The organism is Mycobacterium sp. (assembly GCF_035603715.1).
Lineage (GTDB): Bacteria > Actinomycetota > Actinomycetes > Mycobacteriales > Mycobacteriaceae > Mycobacterium.
The window spans coordinates 1-19555 of the sequence record NZ_DATNJW010000048.1 but is presented as its reverse complement, the minus strand read 5'-3'; the positions used below and the strand labels follow the sequence as shown (position 1 = coordinate 19555).

Here is a 19555-nt window from a genome sequence, read left to right as displayed (position 1 = left end):
TACTCGTACCTTGTTGGCTGTCATGTCGACTCTCCTTTGTTCAGTGGCCACGGAAATTCGGGGTGCGCCGTTCCTGAAAGGCGCGCGCACCTTCCCTGAAGTCAGCGGTCTCGACCAAAGCCAACTGCCCCTCGGCCTCGAGCGCTTGTACCGGCTCGAGCTCGGTCAGGGTCGCGGCGGCCAGCGCGCGCTTGGTCCAGGCGAACGCTAATGTCGGACCGCCGGAGGCCGACCGCAGCACGTCGGCCAGCACAGACCGATAATCGTTCTCGCCAGTGAGGTACGCGATCATCCCCCAGTCGAACGCCGTTGCTGCGGACACTTTTTCAGCCGCCATCGCCATGCGCTTCGTGCGCGCTCGCCCAATCAGCCCGGGGAGCAGCGCGGACGTGCCGCCGTCCGGCATCAGCCCCACCCGACTGAAGGCCAACTGAAAGTACGCGGATGGCGCGGCCACCACCAGATCGCAGGAAAGCGCCAGCGCACAGCCGAATCCGACCGCCGCACCATGTACCCCTGCGACGACCGGTTTGGGTAGTGCGGTGATCGCCCGGACCACTCGGTTGGCGGCATCAGCTGCGCCTGCCGTGTCACCGCCGGTGAGGTCTCCGCCGGAACAGAACGCTCGCCCGGCACCGGCGAGCAACACGGCACGGACTGACTCGTCCGCCTCGGCGTCACCGAGCCGCGCCGACAGCTCCTCGAGCATTGGTGTGTCGACGGCGTTCAGTTTCTCCGGCCGATCCAGCCGGATCCGCAGGACTGCGTCGTCGTGCTCGACCGAGATGCCGTTCACCACAGCGGGATCACAGCCCGAGATCGCGTCCGATGATGTCCTTCATGATCTCGGTTGTGCCACCGAAGATCGTCATGATGCGGTTGTCCATATAGTCGCGCGCAACCCGGTATTCCGTCATATAGCCATAGCCGCCGTGCAACTGGACGCAGCCATCGATCACCTTCTTGGCGGTCTCGGTGCACCACCACTTGGCTTTCGACGCTTCGACCGCGGTCAGTTCCCCGTCCACGACCGCTTGTAGGCACCTGTCGATGTATTGCTCGCCGATCTCGAGTTCGGTGTCCATCTCGGCCAACAGGAATCGGTTGTGCTGGAAACTACCGATCGGCTGGCCGAAAGCTTTACGGTCCTTGGCATATTGCAACGTCTGCCGCCAGGTCTCCCGCGCGCCGGCGATGGCTGAGATGGCGATGGACAACCGCTCGGATGGCAGGTTGTGCATCAGGTGATAGAAGCCGCGTCCCTCTTTGCCCAGCAGGTTCGCCGACGGCACCCGCACATTCTCGAAGGCCAGCTCGGCGGTGTCCTGGTAGTGCAAACCCATCTTGTCGAGCTTGCGGCCGCGGCTGAAACCCTCCATGCCCGCCTCGACCACCAGCAACGTGAAGCCCTTGTGGCCGGCTTCAGGGTCGGTTCGACAGACCACCACCACCAAGTCGCCGTTGATACCCGAAGAGATGAACGTCTTGGCGCCGTTGATGATCCAGTCGTCGCCATCACGGACGGCCGAAGTCCGTATACCGGCCAGGTCGCTTCCCGCGCCAGGCTCGGTCATCGCGACCGCGACGATCAGTTCGCCGCTGATGATGCCCGGCAGCCAACGCTCCTTCTGTTCGTCGTTGGCCAGCGACGAGAAGTACGGTCCCACAACGTCGTTCTGCAAGCTCAGCGACGGCGCCGGTCCTCCGTAGCGGGCGATCTCCTCATCGATCACCGCGTTGAAACGGAAGTCGTCGACGCCGCCACCGCCGTATTGCTCCGGCATGTTGAACCCGATCAGGCCGTACTTGCCAGCGGCGACGAACGCCGAGCGGTCGACGAGACGGTCGCTCTCCCATTGCTCGGCGTTGGGTACCAACTCACGATCGATGAACTGCCGGACCGTCTCGCGGAACGCCTCGTGCTCCGGCTCCAGAACGAGTCTTTTCATGTGTTGATCTCACTCTCCATACAGTCGTCGCATTTCTTCACCGACTTTGCCAGAGACTCGTGAAACGACCTGCGCGCCCCGCCTCCTCAGATCGGCATCCGGGACCGGCAGCACCACGGCGCCAGTCTTTTTCGAAGGCAGCAACACCTTCGCGGTTCCCCGCGTGGTGGTTTCATCCCGCTGGCTGGTGGCGAAGACGTCCAGTGCCACCGGGTCATCGGCCCCGTCACCCTTTGCGGTGACCGTGCCGGTGCACCGGTGTACGTCTCCGTGGTAGTTGAAGCCGCGAAGCTGCAGGTCCATCTCGGCCAGCCAGCCGTCGTCACCGATCCAGTTGGTGAGCAAGTGGCTCACCCACGCGGCGCGCATCTGGCCGTAGTCGTATGGCGCCGGAATACCCAGGGCCTGAGCCCGTCCCGCATCCCAGTGCAGTCGTTGCACGACGTCGGGGACACCGTAGTCATCCGGCTGGTAGAAGGCGGGCATCCGCTTGCGCAAGTTGTGGGCGAATTTCAGCGGCCCCACACCGTAGCCACCCCAGCCCCAGCCCATGTGCATCGAGATAATGTCGACGACGGTCAACGGGCCCTTGATGATTCCCGGAAGCTCGTCGCCGACCGAGACGTCCTCCCACCATTGCGGATCAGCGCCTCGCCGTCGTTCTGCCTCGTACTCCTGCTCGACCTGAGCGAACTCCTCGGGACTCCAGTGCTTGCGCTGAATGTCCTTGAGCTTCCCGGACTTCTTCGAGCCATGACGCTCGGCGTTGATGTACGACTCGTCGCGGGTGGCGATCGGGTTGCCGTCGATGTCGACGTACAGATACCGGTAGGTTTCCTTGACCGAACGCCCACCGGAGAATTCGCTCTCCTTCACTTGGACATCGAGCGTGTAGTTCTCCGCCAACACCGGCCGACCCGCGTAGATCGGGCGATACCACGTCCACTTCACCCCCGAGTAGTACTTGCCCGTCCCGCGGAACAGCCCGCGGAACAGCTTCTTTCGCTCCGGATCGGTGAACTTTGGGGTCTGATCCAGGCCCGTCGCAATCGGGAAGGTCGGCGATGCGATCTGTCCGTGCCAGCGCGTCGACGGCCCGTACGCCGGATCGTGGAACAACGGGTTGTCGTCGCCGCAGCCGAAGGCGAAGTGCGTGATCGCGTCGGCTGACGGCAGTTTGTTCCACGCTTCGTCGCGCTGGTGAACGGGAATTCCGATCTGCCCCTTGGCGCGTTCGATGTCCTCGTCGGTAATCCGGCCCTCTTCAGCGGCCGCGTCGGCAACGGTCTTCTCGGTGGTGGTCATTGATTCCTCCCTAAAACTTCAGCATGGCGCCGGCGTCGACCTTGAACTGCAGGCCTGTCACGTATCGGGACTCGTCAGAAGCCAGGAAACAGACCGCGTTCGAGACGTCCGCGGTTTCGACGTAAGGCGTGGGCATCGCCTGCATGACAGGGAAGGCCAGCAGGGCATCGTCGCGGCTGGGCGCTTCAAGGTCCGGTCGAAACTGTCGGTACATCGGCTCGCTGTTGAGCATCGGGGTGTTCACGTTTGTCGGATGAATGACGTTGGCACGGATGGATTGTGGTGCCAACTGCGCCGCGAGCCGGAGCGTGTAGGAGTCGACCAGCTGTTTGGCGTAGTTGTAACCTGCACCGCCGGGGCCCTGCGGGCCGCCCGCACCCGGGGGTTGTAACCCGGCGATCAGTCCGCCGACCGACCCCGTGGTGATAATCGACGCACCGGACTTCAGATACGGCAGCGCGGCGTGGACGGTGTTGACGACACCCACGAAGTCCACGTCGAAGGCATCAGCGAAGGCCTGAACCGGCAGATGAGTACCCAGCGGACAGATGCCCGCGTTGGCGACGACTACGTCGAGTTTGCCGAATTCGGCTACCGCGTTGGCTAGTTCGCGGTTCAGCGCCGCTCGGTCGCGGACGTCGACCTCGGCGGTGTACGCCTTACGACCGGTCTTTTCCACCTCCAGACCGGCTTCTTCGAGATCGCGCGATGTCGCCAGCGGGTATTCGTTGGTGTCGATGTCGTGACAGATGTCGAAGAGGATGACGTCCGCGCCCTCCTCTGCCAGCTTGACGGCGTGGCTGCGGCCCTGACCACGGGCGCCCCCGGTGATCAGAACCACTTTGTCCTCTACTCGACCCATGATGTCTCTCTCTAATCAGGTTGGCGTTGCTAGGGTTTCAGCCGGGACTCCATGGTCCTCCAGCATCGCGATCAGCCTGCGCCGGTCGACCTTAAGCGCAGCGCCACGCGGCAACTCGTCGAACACGAAGACATGGGCCGGCACCTCATAGGGCGTCAGCGTGGCCCGGCAGTGCTCGCGGAGCGCCTCGCCATCGGTGGTTGCCCCGGGGCGCAACTCGACTGCGGCAACGGGAATCTGGCCCAACCGCTGGTCTGGCACGGGCGCGACGGCCGCATCCGCAACCGCCGCGTGCGCGCGGAGTGCGCGGACGACGATCTCCGGGGACACCTTGAAGCCGCCGCGGACGATCACGTCGTCTGCGCGACCGTCGATGTAGAGGAAGCCATCTTCATCGAGATGCGCTAGGTCACTGGTCGTGATCCAGTCTCCGGCACCGCCGGCCTGCAGCGTAGCGACCTGCAGCCTGCCACTCTCGTTGGCGCCGAGGGCCGCACCATGCTCGTCGACGACCTGCAACTGCACGCCGGGAAAAGCCCTTCCGACACTCCCCTTCTTGTCGACCCACTGCGCGTGAAAGTCCTTCACGGTCCAGCCGGCCACCGCGCCGGAGAACTCGGTCGCGCCATAGACGACGAGGATCGGGATGCCGTACCGCTCGAAGAACGCATCGACCAACGCCGGGTCGACGGCGGCGGTACCCGCATTGATGGCACGGACGCTCGCCAGGTCCTCTTGCGGGATGTCGGATTCGAGCACCGATCGCATGGCCGCCGGGGGCAGTCCCGCCACCGCGGGCCGATACTGCTTCACCACGGCGTGCCAGCCCGGCACCGTGAATCGATCGAGCATCGCGATCGGACGGGCGGCGACCAGCGACTGCAACAACGACCACAGCCCGCCGATGTGCACGATGGGCAATGTCACCAGGCCCACGGTGCCCGACAACGGGGGTTTGGTCCGGGCGTTTGCACGGTCGTTGTGCTGCAACGCCGACGCCAGGGAAGCCTCCAATTGTGCGCGGGTCAACGGGATGCGCTTCGGCGCGCCCGTGGTGCCCGAAGTGAGCATCTCGATGGCAACCGCCGGATCGCCACTGACCGCTTCCTTCGTGCCCCGTACCCGGATGGCGAGTTCGCCGTCGTCAAGACTCCATCCGGTCGCACCGAGGTCGGTGACGGCACCGGTGAATACGTCCTCGGACCACAACGCGGACGGCGCAAGGACGAAGGACGCCGCGGACGCCGCAAGGTCGTCGCTCAGCCGGTCTGGCGGCTGCAGCGGGCTGATGGTCACCAGCGTGCGTCCCTCCCGGAAAATTGCGATGAGCGCTGCGACGGACTCCATGCGATTGGACAGCACGACAGCGACCCGGCCACCAGTCTGACACCCGGCGGCGTTGAGCTCCCTGTCGATCCGCTCGGTGAGCGACCGAACGGAACCCCAGGACGCCCAACGTCCATCGCACTCCAACATGCGGTCGTGGTCGTTGGCGTCCCAGAGCCGGCCCAGCGCCTCGTGGATGCTCGTCATCGTGACTTTCCGGATCGACTTCCGCGGCGGATAGCCGTTCTCTTGAAGCTAGTGGACATGGTTTACTAGGTCAACTTTGTGAAAGGCGTTTGCAATGGACTTCGGGTTGACAGAAGAACAGGACCAACTCGCCGCGGCGGAGCGCGGCTGGCTCACAAAAAACGATCCCATCGCCAGGGTCCGCGCGACGTTGGACGCGGCGCCTGTCACCATCGACTCCGCGGCCGTGGCGCATGCCGCTGAGTCGGGTCTGCTGGCACTGCTCACTCTCGAAATAGGCGGCACCCATGTGGATCTCGCCGTCGTGGCCGAGGAGCACGGATACGCGATCAGCTCGCTCCCGGTCGCGGATCTGACCATTACGGCCTGGCTGCTCAACCACGTCGACTCGCCCGCCGAGGACGGCAAGTTGACCGGATTGGCGCTGGGTCCCGACGCCGCTCTCGATGGCGATGGGCTGCGGCTGAACGGGGTCACCCGTCCGGTGCCGATGGCCGCCGATATGGACTCCATCGCGGTGGCCGGTCAGGTGGGAGGTGACGAGTATCTGGTAGTCCTCGATGACCCGACGCCGTCGGGGATGTCGACGCTCGATCTGAGCCGTTCGTGGGCGCGGCTGGACCTCGACGCGACAATCGCCGACTGGACGCGATTGCCCACCGGCACACTGGCGTTGCTGCGCGACGCGTTGGCGGTGCACCGGGCGTTCGACGCGCTGGGCGCGGCGGCCCGGCTGCTCGACATGACGGTTTCTTACGCCGGGCAGCGCGAGCAATTCGGCGCGCCGATCGGCTCGTTCCAGGCCGTCAAGCATCACTGCGCCGACATGGCCGTCGCGGTGGAGGCCGGCCGAGCCACGTTGTGGGCCGCGGCGCTCGCACTGGACACCGCGTCGGCCGCTGCACGGTCCCGAGCCGCGTCCGCGGCGGCGGCGTACACGAAATCGGCGGCCGCCAAGGTTGCCGGCACGGCGCTGCAGGTGCACGGCGGCATCGGGTTCACTTGGGAACACGATCTGCATCTGTTCCTGCGCCGGATCAAGGTCGACGAAGCCTTCAACGGGAGCGTCGCCGAACACCGCGCGGCACTGCTCAGCGCGTGACATTCAGCGCCGGTCCCGCGGCAGTGCCAAGCCCCGCTCGGCGATCAGGTTGCGCATGATCTCCGAGCTGCCACCGGCAATCGTGTAGGCGCGGGCGTACAGCCACTCGTCCTGCCAGCGACCGCCGTCGAGGACATTCGGGTCTCCCTGCACCAACGTGCCGGTTTCGCCGCCGAGTTCTACAGCGAAGCACGCCATCTCGAGATTCAGCTCGCTGAACATCAGCTTGGCCATCGCGCCGTCGTGCATGCGTTCGGTGCCACGCAGCCAACGGGTGAGGTTGGCATACGTCAGCGCGGACAGTGCCTCCACCTCGGCGCTGAACTCGCCGATCCGATCACGGATCCGATCGCTGTCGATCGCGGGACGACCGTCCAGGGTGACGCGCGACGCGAGTCCGACCAGTCCGTCAATGGCCAGCTTCAACTTGACGACCGCGGCGCCCACGCTGGTGCGTTCGTGCCCCAACGTGGCATTGGCGATCGCCCAGCCCTGTCCTGGTTCTCCGATCATCGCCTCGGCAGGCACCTCGACGGAATCGAAGAAAACCTCGTTGAAGTCCGAGGTGCCGGTCAACTCGCGTAGCGGGCGGACCGTGATGCCCGGGCTGGCCATGTCGAGGATGAACGCGCTGATGCCCTTGTGCTTGGGGGCGTCGGAATCGTTGCGCGCCAACAGATATCCGTAGTTGGCCCAGTGCCCGTCGGTGGTCCACACCTTCTGCCCGCTGACGGTATAGGTATCACCGTCGAGCACCGCGCGGGTGCGCAGCGACGCCAGGTCACTTCCTGCGCCCGGTTCGCTGAACAGTTGGCACCACAGCTGTCGACCGGCCCGGATCTCGGGCAGGTGCCTGCGGCGCTGTTCTTCGGTGCCGTAATGGATCAGCGCGTGCGATGCCAACGCGTTGCCGCTCGGCACGCCGGGCACTCCCGCCCGGGCGAGCTCCTCGGCCACCACGATCGCGTGTTCAGCGGAGCGATCGTCGCGGCCGCCGAACTCCGAGGGCCAGTCCGCGCCGACGTAGCCGGCGTCGAACAGGCGCGCGGTCCAGTCCTGAATTGCCTTGAGCTCGGCTTCGTTCTCCGCGCTGCGCACGCCCGCCCGCGGCGGGATAGGCGGTGCATGCTCGGCGATGAAGGCCCGTACCTCGGCGCGGAAGGCCTCCATTTCGGGACCCATTCCGTATTCCACGTTGTCGTCTTCCTGTTCGATCTGACGTCTTAGCGGCTCAGCGCCAACACTTCTCCGGCCGCCCGGTTACGCAGCGCTTCGGCGCGGCCGATCAGCACGGCGTTCGCCTTAGCGCGGCGTAGCAGCAGGTGGATCGGATGCTCCCAGGTGAAGCCGATGCCGCCGTGGATCTGCAGCGCACCCTCGGCAGCAGTGACACCGGCATCCAGTGCGGCCGCCGCGGCCAAATCCGCGAGGTATCCGGACTTTTCGAGATCGGCCTCCACCGCCGCCAGCACTTGGCTTCGCGCGCCCTCCAGCGCGACCAGCATGTCCGCGCAACGGTGCGACACCGCTTGGAAGCTGCCGATCGCGCGACCGAACTGATGCCGTTCGCCTGCCCACTGCACGGCCAGTGCCAATGCGCGCGAGGCAACCCCGACGGAGTCCGCCGCCACGGCCAGAACCGCTTGACGGCGGGCCGTGCTGAGCACGCGTGCAACGTCGTTTGCGTCGGCGATCACCTCACCCTCGGCCGCGGTCAACGTCACCGTGCCGATGGTGGCAGTCAGGTCGAGTGGCTGCTGGGCCGTCACGTCGACACCGTCGGCGGAGACGTCGACGGTGACCAAAACCTCACCGCTGTCGGCGACCCGCGCCAGCACCACCAACACCTCGGCGTTCGGCGCTCCGGCGACGACCGGCACCACACCGGAAAGGCACTCTCCGTCCCACTCGGGCAACTCTGGGCCGCTGGTCATCCACCCGCTGTCGTTAACGGGTACGGCGAACGCGGCCGCCGCGCCGGCGGTGATCCGCTGCACCAAAGCCTTTGCCCCACACTGCAACGCGACGTCGAGCGCGATCACCGTCGGAACGAGCGGTGCGGGCGCCAATGCCTTGGCGGCCTCCTCGATGGCGGCGTACAGGAGACGTGGTCGTGCGCCCGCGCCGCCAAGGGATTCGTCGACCACCAGACCCGGTAAGCCGAAATCGGTCAGCGCAGACCATACTTCGGGCTCTGCCGCATCGATGGGTCGCTTGCGATCGAGCAATTTCGCCACGTCGACCTTGGCCTGCAGTGTCGCCGCCAGCACCTCCCGCAGTTCGCGTTCGTCCTCCTCGGGCACGGCCAGCGGTGCGCCGGGCGTGACGGCGGCCGCGCGAGTGCCCTCACCCCGGTGCGACGGCAGCCCGAGCACGCTCTCGGCGATGGTGTTGCGCTGGATCTCCGCGGTTCCCGCGCCGATCGTGGTCGCCCGGCTCATCAGGTAGCCGAACGTCCAGCGCCCGTTGTCGACGGCGTCGGCCGCGCGACTGCCCAGCGCCGCGTAGGGACCGACCGCTCGCAACGCGAGCGCGTGCATGTGCTGCTCGAACTCCGACTTCACCAGTCGGTTCACCGAGGCTACCCCGCCGGGATCTTCGCCGCGCAGCACTGCGGCCAAGGCCCGGGCGCTGTTGGCGGCGATGGTGCGAACCCCCGATTCCAGCCGCGCGACGTCCTGGCGGACCAGCGGGTCGTCGTCGAGACCTTGGGAGACAACGAGATCGATCACCCGGTCGACCGTGCGGCGGTACTTGAACTCGTCGGCCAGAAACGCGGTGGCCCGTTCGTGGCCCAGCGAGGTTCGCATGATCGACCAGCCCGCGCCCTCCTCACCGACCACGTTGTCGACCGGCACCGCCACGTCGTCGAAGAAGACCTCGGCGAAATGCGCGGCGCCGCTGATGTCGCGCAGCGGACGCACGGTGATTCCCGGGCTGTTCATCGGGATCAGCAGATAGGTGATGCCGTCGGATGGTTTGTCTCCCGACCCCGTCCGAACCAGCGCAAACATCCAGTCGGCGCGATCGGCCATCGTGGTCCACACCTTCTGACCCGTCACCCGGTACACGTCGCCGTCGCGGACCGCGCGAGTGGACAGCGACGACAGGTCGCTGCCCGCCCCGGGTTCGGAAAACCCTTGACACCAGAACTCGTCCGCACGCAGCAACGGCGTGAGGAATCGATCCTTCTGCTGCTGCGTGCCGTGCGCGATCAACGTCGGGGCGAGGATGAACGAGAGCGGACACGGGTGTGGCGGCGCGCCCGCATCCGTGGTCATCCGGTAGTAGTCCAGCTGATCGGCCAGCGGCAGGTCCAATCCACCGACCTCGCGCGGCCACCCCGGAGCGGCCAGCTGGTGATCGACCAGTTCGGCGTGCCAGGCCCGGGCCACCTCGATGCGGTCAGGCTTGTCACCTGACCGAGCGGCATCCGCTTGGCGACGACGGAAGTCGTCGAGAAGCGACTCGAGCCGGGGCCGCCAATCAGCTGTCTGCATGAGACTCCACAAAGTCAACCTGGTTAACTATGTCAGCAGTGTGCCGGTTAGGGCGCCCACTTGGCAAGCAGGCCCTCAGCCGTCCTCGAGAATCAGGGCGATTTCGGGGCATGCGGCTACCCCGTCCCGGGTGAGTTGCTCGTCTTCGGGCCGCACCTCGTGCTCCTCGAGGATGGAGTAGCCGGACTCGTCGATTGGGAACAACTCCGGGTCGACGGCATAGCACTGGGCATGACCCACGCACTTCGACTGCTCGAGCCGAACCTTCATACGATCTCTCCTTCGCTCGACCGTCCCGCGGCGCACGCTTCGTCCACGTTGCCAGCATAAGACTAAAGCTTTAACTATTTTGAGAGACCGGTAGACCTCGTCTATTCTGACAGTAGTGTCCACATTCGACAGCGCTATACCCGCTTGTTCATGGCATGTATGGCGGTATCCGCCTTAAGTAGTCTACTTGATTCTGACAGTGCTATCCGGTACGAAGAAGAGGTCGCGCCGGCAACCGGATGTCGCTGCCCTGTTGACCCTGCGCCGTATCGGCGACGGAGAGGTCTGGAATGAAAACCACCGAATCTGCGCTCGGGTATCGCGCAGCAGTGCGATGACATTCGCGCTCAACGACGAAGAGACCATGCTGGTCGATACGGTGCGAACGTTCATCGACCGCGACGTCAAGCCCACAGTCCGCGAAGTCGAGCACGCGAACGAGTACCCGGAGGCCTGGATCGAGCAGATGAAACGCATTGGGATCTTCGGTCTTGCCGTGCCAGAGGAATATGGCGGCTCGCCGGTGTCGATGCCTTGCTACGTAGAAGTGACCGAGGAGCTGGCCCGTGGCTGGATGAGCCTGGCCGGCGCGATGGGCGGCCACACCGTGGTAGCAAAGCTGATCTCGTTGTACGGCAACGAAGAACAGCGACAGAAGTATCTGCCCCGGATGGCGAGCGGGGAGATGCGTGCCACGATGGCGCTCACCGAACCTGGCGGCGGTTCGGACCTGCAGGCGATGACGACCACCGCACGAGCCGAGGGCAACGAGTTGGTGATCAACGGGGCGAAGACCTGGATCAGTAACGCCCGCAAGTCCGGCCTGATCGCGCTGCTGTGCAAGACAGATCCACACGCAGTACCACGCCATAAGGGCATTTCGATCGTCCTGGTCGAACACGGTCAGGGGCTCACTGTCTCACGCGACCTGCCCAAGCTGGGCTACAAGGGCGTCGAGAGTTGCGAGCTGTCCTTCGACGACTGCCGCGTACCGGCCTCGGCGATCCTCGGCGACGAACCGGGCAGAGGATTCGCGCAGATGATGAAAGGCCTTGAAACGGGCCGTATTCAGGTGGCTTCGCGGGCGCTGGGGGTGGCGAGCGCAGCTTTCGAGGACGCGCTGAAATATGCGCAGCAGCGGGAGACCTTCGGCCAACCGATCTGGAAGCACCAGTCAATTGGCAACTACTTGGCTGACATGGCCACCAAACTCACGGCGGCACGCCAACTCACCCGCTACGCCGCAGAGAAATACGACAGCGGCGAGCGCTGCGACATGGAGGCCGGGATGGCCAAGCTGTTCGCGTCGGAGGTGGCTATGGAAATCGCGCTCAACGCCGTCCGAATCCACGGCGGCTACGGCTATTCCACCGAATACGATGTCGAGCGCTACTTCCGCGACGCCCCCCTCATGATCGTCGGCGAAGGGACCAACGAGATACAGCGCAATGTCATTGCCGCCCAGTTGGTCTCGCGAGGCAAACTCTAGACGCCGGCCAGCTGCCGATCGTCGGCTTTCACCCGCGGGAAGTTGAGCATCCGGCGAGCGTTCTCCTCGACGATCAGCTTGCACTCCTCGTCGGGTACGTCGGCGAGGACCTCGGCTGCCCGCTTGCGCGAGTTCGGCCAGTTGGAATCGCTGTGCGGGAAGTCGATCTCGAGCATGATCCGGTCGATGCCGATGCTGTGCCGGTTCGTCAAACCGTGCTCGTCGTCGATGAAGCAGCCCCAGAAGTGCTTGCGGAACAGATCCGACGGACGGGTGTCGAAATCGATCTTCTGGTAGTAGCGATGCCGCTCCCACACATAGTCGGTTCGCTCCAGGATGTAAGGCACCCAACCGATGCCGCCTTCAGCGAGCGAGATCTGTAGATCCGGGAACTGCTGCAGCTTGCCGGAAAACAGCAGGTCGACGGTTGACCACATCAGGTTCGTGGAGAACAGCGCCGTCGCGACCGCAAACGGTGCGTCGGGCACCGCCATCTGACCCGGAACCGGCTTGATCGTGGAGAACGAGAAACCCGGCACGAAGGAGCCGGACCCGAAGTGCAGCGACACCGGCATCTTGGCGTCCGAGCAGACGCGCCACAAGCCGTCCCAGTGGTCTGAGTGGAACGATGGCAGACCCAACGGCACCGGGCTGTCCGGGAACGAGATCGTGCGCGCACCCTTTGCGGCGACACGCTCCGCCTCGGCCACACACGCGTCGATATCCCATGTCGGCAGGATCGCCAGCGGGACGTAGCGCTCGGGGGCCACCGCGCACCACTCGTCGATGTAGAAGTCGTTCCACGCCTTGACACACAGCAGCGCCAGGTCCTTGTCATCGGCACGCTGGAAGGTGCCACCGCCGAATCCAGGGAAGGACGGGAAGCACAACGCCGACTGCACACCATCGAGGTCCATGTCGGCGACCCGGGCAACCGGGTCGTAGCAGCCAGGAATCATGTCTTCGTAGCGGACGGGATCCATGCCCCACTCCTCCGGCGGTTTGCCGGCGACCGCATTCAGGCCGATGGTCGGGAAGACCTGCCCGTCGTAGTGCCACAGGTGCATACCGTTTTCGTCGACGATGCGCGGGCCCTGTTCGAGGTACTTCTTCGGCAACCGGTCCTGCCACACCCGCGGGTGCTCGACCAAGTGGTCGTCGACGGACACGATCTGGTGGTCGTCCTGAAGCGGCATGATGCTCCTTCGCATCTAACGAGCTGTCGTACGTTTCTGACATACGGTCTTGTTTTCTGACGGTTCGTCTCACAGACTATATGACGTACGCCACATTCGTCTAGACGTTGAGAGGCGCGACATGGAATTCACGAACCGACCCACTGACGGCGCAGGCCGGGACAAGGTCGATGAAGACGACCACGACCTGTTGACCTTCGGCGAGGCGGGCGAACGGCTTCGCCTCGAGATCGCCGCGGCTGGACAGGAGGTGCAACGCTTGGCGACATCCGGGCCGGTCGAGGCGCTCGAGAAGGCCCAAGCCCGGCTCGAGGCGCTGCGGTCGGCGGCTGATCGCAACAGCGCACAGCCCATCAACGACGCCAACTTCGAGAAGTTCTTCGGCTATCCCGGCAAGGCCAAGCGCAACCTACCTGGGGCGCCGTCGGCCCGATGAGCGTGTCTGATACTTCTGGCATGACCCGGACTCCGGACAAGTTGCGGCGCTCCGGCTACGCCCCCGCGGCCAATGCCGGTGTGGGACGCCGCGGTCTGCACACCCGCGACCGCATACTCGGATGCGCCGCGGAGGTGTTCCTGGCCAACGGATTTCACGCGACCTCGCTGGACGCGATCGCCAAGGCGGCCCGCTCCTCACGTGCGACCGTGTATCAATACTTCGCCGGCAAGGAGGAGATCTTCCGCGAACTGAGTGCGTTGGCCGAACGCGACGTGCTCGAACATGCCGAGCACCTAAGCGGACTCGGCCCGACGATCGATGGAATGAAGGCGCTGCACCACTGGCTAGTGGAATGGTCCGTCATTTACGACGCCCACGCCGCGGTGTTCGCCGAATTCCCGGGCATCGGCACAGCCACGGGATTAGCTGTCATCGATGCGGGCACGGCTGCCGACCAGTTCCATGAAACGGTCACCGATCGGCTGCGGAGAATGCGCGTGCGGGATCTGGACGCCCACGATGCGGCCGCAGCACTGGGACGGATTCCCCACATGGTTCATCTCTACCGTTACCGGGCAATGTTCCCGCTGCCCGCCCACGGGACCGTGACGTGGTCGTTGACCGTCGCATTGCAATTGATGCTGTTTCCCGACACACCGGCCGACGTGCTGCGAGCGGTGGCACCGGAGGTGACAACCGGGCGGGTACAAATACCGGGACCGGTCCTCGACGGTGCCGCGGCGACACCAGCGGCTACGGAGGCGGCGGGATCGCCGATTCCGCAGGACGTGTTGTCGGTCAGCTCGGCTCTGTTCGCCGAACGCGGCTACTACGCCATCAGCATGGAGGAAATCGCCGCGGCCGCCGATGTCAGCCGCGCGACCTTGTACCGGTACTTCAGCACCAAGGACAAGATCCTTGCCGAGCTGACTCGTCGAGCGGTCGTCGAGATCGAGGAGCACGCCGCCGCCCTACCTGCCATGGCCGCCGATTCGCTGACCGAGTGGATGCACGGCTATGTCCGGTTCCATCGCACCTACCGGGGCGTGATCCGGGCGTGGTTCGACGGCACGGTGGCAGAACAGCTCTCCGATGCCGACGTCGATCACGGCATTGGCGCGATTTTCCAATCGGTTGCCGCGTTACTGTCCACCGTCGACCTGCCGCCCGGCGTCGACGCCGATGTGGCGGGCGCGGTGTTCGTGGCGGTCCTGGGACGGATGTCTGAGCCAACGGGGGCAAGCGCATCGCACAGCGACGAGCGGGCCGCAACGTTGATGGTCAAACTGTTGCGCCGTGCGCTTTTGCGCTCTTGAGGTCGGCGCGCAGTTGCTTCTTATCGACTTTGCCGCTGGCCAGTACCGGCAGGTCGGCGACCAACACCAGTCGACGAGGCACCTTGTAGCGCGCCAGCCGTTGCCGCACGCCCTCCTGCACCGCGTGCAGCGTCAGCGATGCACCGCTGCGCGGCACCACAACCGCGCAGACCGCTTCGCCCCACTGGTCGTCGGGCACGCCGACGACCGCGCAGGCGACTACTCCGTCCACCGCACAGACCGCGTCCTCGACTTCCGGCGAATAAATGTTCTCCCCGCCGCTGATGATCACGTCCTTCTTGCGGTCCATCAAATAGAGCAGCCCCCGACCATCCAAGCGGCCCATATCGCCGGTGCGACACCACCCGTCGCGCAGAGTCGCCTGGGTTGCCGCCGCGTCCTGCCAGTAGCCGCGGAACATGGAGTTGGACCGCACGACGATCTCACCTGCCTGCTCCGCGGGTACGACGTCGCCGACCTCATCGACAATACGTACCCGGGTGCCGGGAAATGGGAAGCCCACTGAAGTCAGCCGCTCGACAGCGTCCGGTTCGTCGAGAATGTGGAACTCGCGGGGCAGTCCGGAGACGATGACTTCGGTCTGGCCATAAAGGTTGAGAAAGCCCGCATCCGGCAGCGCGGTGAGCGCCCGCCGCAGGATGTGCGCTGTCATCGGTGCGGCCGAATAGACCACCGTGCGAATCGATTTCACCGCTGAGTTGTCGCCAACCTCGTCTAGGAGTGCCTTGAGCATGACCGGTGCCAGGTGCAGCACCGTGATCCGCTCCTCGGCGATCAACCGCACCGCGTCGGCGGCGTCGAACTGTTGCTGCAGCACCACCGTTGCGCCGCGGGCGTGCAGTCCGCCGATAATCCCGAGCGCACCGAAATGGAACATCGGCATGTTGATCAGCCCGCGATCGGTGCTGCCGCAACGCATCTCGCTGTTCATCGTGAACACGACGCGGCGCATCTCCCGCTGGCCGAGGATGCAGCATTTGGACGCACCCGTCGTGCCGCTGGTGAACAGCAGGTACGCAATGTCGTCGGGTCGCGCGACGAATTCGAGCTCGCCGCTGGGGGCTCCTTGGATGAATCGCTCGTAACCGATGGTCCCGGGTGGGGCCTCTCCCCCGATGGTCACCAGCATCGGCCCCGACGGCATAGCGGCTGCGACATCGGCGATCAGCGCCACGAACTCCTCGGCGCAGAACACCATCGAAGGGGCGACCCGGCGGAGCGCATCGCCGATCTCCTCCTGCGAGAGCCGGAAGTTGATGGTGGCCATGATGATTCCGCTAAGGTGGGCGGCCGCGTTCAGCTCGCCGAACTCGATGCTGTTGCGGCTCAACACCGCAATGCGGCCCTGGCGCTTCACCCCGGCCGCGGCCATTGCCGACACCAATCGGACTGCCCGGTCCCGTAATTGTGCGTGGGTGACGCTGCGGTCGCCGTGTCGGTATGCGACGACGTCGGGAAAGCGCACCGCGTTGTCAGTGACCACGTCACCGAGCGTCATGTCGTCGACCGCAGCCATCGACCTACCGGCTGCTCAACAGCATCGATCCGGCCACCGGTCCCCCGCCCACACCCACGGCCACGACCTCGGGAGTGCGGGATGCCTGCCGATCGCCGCCCTCGCCCCACAATTGAACGCATGCCTCGTGCAGGAAGCCCATGCCATGCAGGCGACCGCCGGAGAGTTGCCCACCGCTGGTGTTGATCGGCAACGCACCGTCCAGTGCGATATGCGAACCGTCGCCGAGGAATTCGCCGACCTTGCCGTGCTCGCAGAAGCCCATCGCTTCCAGCCACATCACCGTCAGGAAGGTGAAACCGTCGTAGAGCTGGGCCATATCGACGTCGGCGGGAGTCAACGTGGTGTGCTCCCACAGCGTGGCAGCCGAGTCGTGGGCGGCCATCGTGGTGATGTCCGATCGCTGATCCCACGTCGCCCGCTCGAACATGCCGGGCCCCACCGACTCCACCGTCAACGGGTGTCGCGGCAGGCCGTTGGCGGCGTCACGGCGGGACACGATCACGGCGGTGGCGCCGTCGCAGGGCACATCGCAGTCGTAGAGGCACAGCGGCTCGGAGATCATCCGCGCGCCGAGATACTCGTCCATCGTCATCGGTTCGCGATAGATCGCGTCCGGGTTGAGTCCGGCATTGGTGCGCGCGTTGATCGCGATGCGGCCCAAATGCTCACGGGTCAGGCCGAAGTCGTACATATAGCGCTGGGCGGGCATCGCCAGCCAGTTCGCCGCCGACAGTGCGCCGAAAGGCGCCGACCACTCCAGGTGCGGGGGCAACGCGCCGCCGCCGAACAGCACCGAAGCCCGGCCGCCACCTGCCTGCTGCGCGGCGGTGGATTCCCACACCGACCGATAGACCACGACGTGGTTGGCCAGCCCGAGACTGACCGCCATGCATGCCTCGATCGCCGGGCCGATCTGGCCGGCAGTCTCCAGTGACGAGACATACCAGCGGGAGCGAAGGCCGAGTGCGTTGCGGACCTCCTGGACAGTGGCTCCGGAGAAACCGGGATCGGGCACACCCGGACCCGGGTAGCTGGCGATCCCGTCGACGTCGTCGATGCCCAGCCCGGCGTCGGAGATCGCCCGTAGCACCGCCTCGAGGGTGAGGTCCAATCCCGTTCGGCCCAGCCGCCGGCCGACCTGGGACTTGCCCGCCCCGGTGAGGACGGCCTTGCCGTCGAACGGACCGCCAGTCACCAGACGAACCTAGCGATCAATTCGGCGACCGCGGCGGGTTTGTTGACGCCCTCGATCTCGACGGTGTGACGCACGGTCAGGTTCACCGTGTCGTCGGCCACCTTGGCGGCGTCTGCGAGTTCGGACCTGACCCGAATGCGGCTGCCCACAGTGACCGCGGACAGGAACCGCACCTTGTTCAGGCCGTAGTTGATGCCCATCTTGGCGTTCTCGACGCGGTAGTTGTCCTTGCTCACGCCGGGGATCAGTGAGAGCGTGAGGAAGCCGTGCGCGATCGTTGCGCCGTAGGGGCTTTCGGCCTTCGCCTTGTCGACGTCGACGTGGATCCATTGGTGATCCATGGTGACGTCGGCGAACGAATCGATCCGGCTCTGGTCGATGTCCACCCACCGGCTGACGCCGAGTTCCTCTCCGACCGTCGCGATCGCATCGTCCACGGACTTGATCACCTTCACGGGCTGCTCCCAACGTCGCCTGTGCCCACATACCGATATCTATTTAACGGTATAGACTGGCCTCGCTCATCGGGCAAGCAGCCCGTCAACTTTGACGATCTTGGGAGACACATGGCCACCACCACGTCCCGCGCAGCGATCGTGGCCGCTGCCCGCACACCGATCGGAACCGCACGCAAGGGCACGCTGGCGAACATGCCCGCGATCGAGCTCGCCAAGCCCGTCGTCGCGGCCGTGCTGGATCGATCCGGCCTTGACGCGGCGGACTTCGACGACCTGGTCCTGGCCGAGAGCATGCAGGGCGGCGGCGACAGCGCCCGCTACATCGCAGTGGCCCTCGGGCTACTCGACGTTCCTGGGCTGGCCGTCAACCGGCAGTGCGCGTCGAGCCTGTCCGCCATCGCCGTGGGCGCGGGTCAGATCGCGTCCGGAATGAGCCGCGCCATTCTGGCCGGCGGCATGGAATCGCTGTCCACCGGCCCGATAATGCAGAAGCGCAAACCCTTCACTACCGGGAAGTCCCCGGAGGACTACGAGCAGTGGTTCCCCGAGTCGCATCCGCCGACCGCCGAAGCACCCGCGATGGACATGTCCATCACCGTCGCGCACAACTGCAACCTGCAGTACGGAATCACCCGCGAAGATCAGGACGAGTGGGCGCTGCGCAGCCATCAGCGCGCAATCAAGGCCATCGACGCGGGCTCGTTCGTCGACGAGATCATCCCCATCGAGGTCCCCCAAGCCGACGGCAGCACGATCACCTTCGCCGACGACGAGCATCCCCGACGCGGCAGTTCAATGGAGTCGCTGGCGGGTCTGAAAGTGCTGCATCCCGAGATCGACGGCTTCACCGTGACGGCCGGAAACTCCTCCGGCATCAACGATGCCGCCGCGGTGGTGGCACTGGCGAGCCCGCACACCCAGCAGGACGTGCTGGCAAGCGTGCTGTCCTGGACACAGGTCGGACTGGATCCGACGCGAACCGGCAGTGGGCCGATCAAGGCTATTCCGAAGGCGCTCGAGTTGGCCGGCCGCAAGCTCGAGGACGTGGCACTGTTCGAGATCAACGAGGCGTTCGCCGCCCAGGCGGTGGCGTGCGCCCGCGAACTCGGTCTCGACGAGGAGATCGTCAACGTCTACGGCTCGGGCATCAGCCTCGGCCACCCGATCGCGGCGACCGGCGCCCGGATGGTCACCTCAGCGATCTACGAACTACGCAGGCGCGGTGGAGGCATCGGCGTGCTGTCGATGTGCGCCGGCGGGGGCATGGGTGCCGCGATGGTCATCGAGGTCGCCTGAGATGACCGCACTGATCACCGAGGGCTTGTTCCGGGTCGACGGCGACCGCGCGGTGCTGTTCGCGTCGCGCAGACGTTCGTCGGGTGCGGTGAAGTTTCCGGCCGA

The 19555-nt window shown here is 65.4% G+C and carries 17 protein-coding genes; 5 read left to right on the top strand and 12 right to left on the bottom strand.

Translation table 11 applies throughout. The annotated features are described in order from the left end of the window. Positions 1-40: 40 nt before the first annotated feature. From VN856_RS01860 to VN856_RS01840, 5 genes are read right to left on the bottom strand one after another with little or no spacing between them, the layout of a single operon-like run. Positions 41-796, bottom strand: a complete 756-nt coding sequence (locus VN856_RS01860) for an enoyl-CoA hydratase-related protein (RefSeq protein ID WP_325685597.1) — start codon at positions 794-796, stop codon at positions 41-43. 10 nt (positions 797-806) lie between these two features. Further along, positions 807-1949, bottom strand: coding sequence for an acyl-CoA dehydrogenase family protein (locus tag VN856_RS01855; RefSeq protein WP_325685579.1), 1143 nt, complete (start codon positions 1947-1949; stop codon positions 807-809). Between the two features lie 9 nt (positions 1950-1958). Next, positions 1959-3254 carry an FAS1-like dehydratase domain-containing protein gene (locus VN856_RS01850; RefSeq protein ID WP_325685577.1) on the bottom strand — a complete coding sequence of 432 codons (1296 nt, stop codon included), beginning with the start codon at positions 3252-3254 and terminating at the stop codon, positions 1959-1961. 10 nt (positions 3255-3264) lie between these two features. Beyond that, the gene (locus tag VN856_RS01845) at positions 3265-4116 is read right to left on the bottom strand and encodes a mycofactocin-coupled SDR family oxidoreductase (RefSeq protein WP_325685575.1); all 852 of its coding nucleotides are present in this window, start codon (positions 4114-4116) and stop codon (positions 3265-3267) included. Between the two features lie 15 nt (positions 4117-4131). Further along, positions 4132-5649 (bottom strand): fatty acid--CoA ligase family protein, encoded by a 1518-nt coding sequence (locus VN856_RS01840; protein ID WP_325685574.1) that lies wholly within the window; start codon positions 5647-5649, stop codon positions 4132-4134. Positions 5650-5743: 94 nt separating this feature from the next. On the opposite strand from VN856_RS01840, the gene VN856_RS01835 reads away from it, so the two are divergent. Continuing rightward, positions 5744-6751, top strand: coding sequence for an acyl-CoA dehydrogenase family protein (locus VN856_RS01835; protein WP_325685573.1), 1008 nt, complete (start codon positions 5744-5746; stop codon positions 6749-6751). 3 nt (positions 6752-6754) lie between these two features. On the opposite strand, the gene VN856_RS01830 is transcribed toward VN856_RS01835, so the two are convergent. The 3 genes from VN856_RS01830 to VN856_RS01820 all read right to left on the bottom strand — a co-directional run bounded on the left by VN856_RS01830 (position 6755) and on the right by VN856_RS01820 (position 10521). Beyond that, positions 6755-7945: an acyl-CoA dehydrogenase family protein gene (locus tag VN856_RS01830; protein ID WP_325685572.1), complete on the bottom strand. Its 1191-nt coding sequence runs from the start codon at positions 7943-7945 to the stop codon at positions 6755-6757. Positions 7946-7974: 29 nt separating this feature from the next. After that, the gene (locus tag VN856_RS01825; RefSeq protein WP_325685571.1) at positions 7975-10251 is read right to left on the bottom strand and encodes an acyl-CoA dehydrogenase family protein; all 2277 of its coding nucleotides are present in this window, start codon (positions 10249-10251) and stop codon (positions 7975-7977) included. Positions 10252-10326: 75 nt separating this feature from the next. After that, on the bottom strand, positions 10327-10521 hold the full coding sequence (locus tag VN856_RS01820) for a ferredoxin (RefSeq protein ID WP_325685569.1): 195 nt from the start codon (positions 10519-10521) through the stop codon (positions 10327-10329). 334 nt (positions 10522-10855) lie between these two features. Between VN856_RS01820 and VN856_RS01815 the strand changes: the two genes are divergently transcribed. Continuing rightward, positions 10856-12010 (top strand): acyl-CoA dehydrogenase family protein, encoded by a 1155-nt coding sequence (locus VN856_RS01815; protein WP_325685567.1) that lies wholly within the window; start codon positions 10856-10858, stop codon positions 12008-12010. Here the strand turns inward: VN856_RS01815 and VN856_RS01810 are convergent. Beyond that, entirely contained in the window at positions 12007-13206 is a 1200-nt protein-coding gene (locus tag VN856_RS01810) for an amidohydrolase family protein (RefSeq protein ID WP_325685565.1), read from the bottom strand. The two genes, VN856_RS01815 and VN856_RS01810, sit on opposite strands and share 4 nt — an antisense overlap. Positions 13207-13327: 121 nt before the next feature. Here VN856_RS01810 and VN856_RS01805 point away from each other — a divergent pair, with 121 nt between their 5' ends. Further along, entirely contained in the window at positions 13328-13642 is a 315-nt protein-coding gene (locus tag VN856_RS01805) for an acyl-CoA synthetase (protein WP_325685563.1), read from the top strand. Positions 13643-13662: 20 nt separating this feature from the next. Beyond that, complete coding sequence (locus tag VN856_RS01800) at positions 13663-14961, top strand: helix-turn-helix domain-containing protein (protein ID WP_325685561.1); 1299 nt, start codon at positions 13663-13665, stop codon at positions 14959-14961. Here the strand turns inward: VN856_RS01800 and VN856_RS01795 are convergent. The 3 genes from VN856_RS01795 to VN856_RS01785 are packed head-to-tail and all read right to left on the bottom strand — an operon-like array spanning position 14927 to position 18151. After that, positions 14927-16498 (bottom strand): class I adenylate-forming enzyme family protein, encoded by a 1572-nt coding sequence (locus VN856_RS01795; protein ID WP_325685559.1) that lies wholly within the window; start codon positions 16496-16498, stop codon positions 14927-14929. The genes VN856_RS01800 and VN856_RS01795 overlap by 35 nt on opposite strands. A gap of 4 nt (positions 16499-16502) precedes the next feature. Further along, on the bottom strand, positions 16503-17696 hold the full coding sequence (locus VN856_RS01790; protein WP_325685557.1) for a thiolase family protein: 1194 nt from the start codon (positions 17694-17696) through the stop codon (positions 16503-16505). Beyond that, positions 17693-18151: a MaoC family dehydratase gene (locus VN856_RS01785; protein WP_325685555.1), complete on the bottom strand. Its 459-nt coding sequence runs from the start codon at positions 18149-18151 to the stop codon at positions 17693-17695. The genes VN856_RS01790 and VN856_RS01785 overlap by 4 nt, the downstream gene beginning before the upstream one ends. Positions 18152-18262: 111 nt before the next feature. On the opposite strand from VN856_RS01785, the gene VN856_RS01780 reads away from it, so the two are divergent. Next, the gene (locus tag VN856_RS01780; protein WP_325685553.1) at positions 18263-19450 is read left to right on the top strand and encodes a thiolase family protein; all 1188 of its coding nucleotides are present in this window, start codon (positions 18263-18265) and stop codon (positions 19448-19450) included. The last annotated feature ends 105 nt before the right edge of the window (positions 19451-19555 follow it).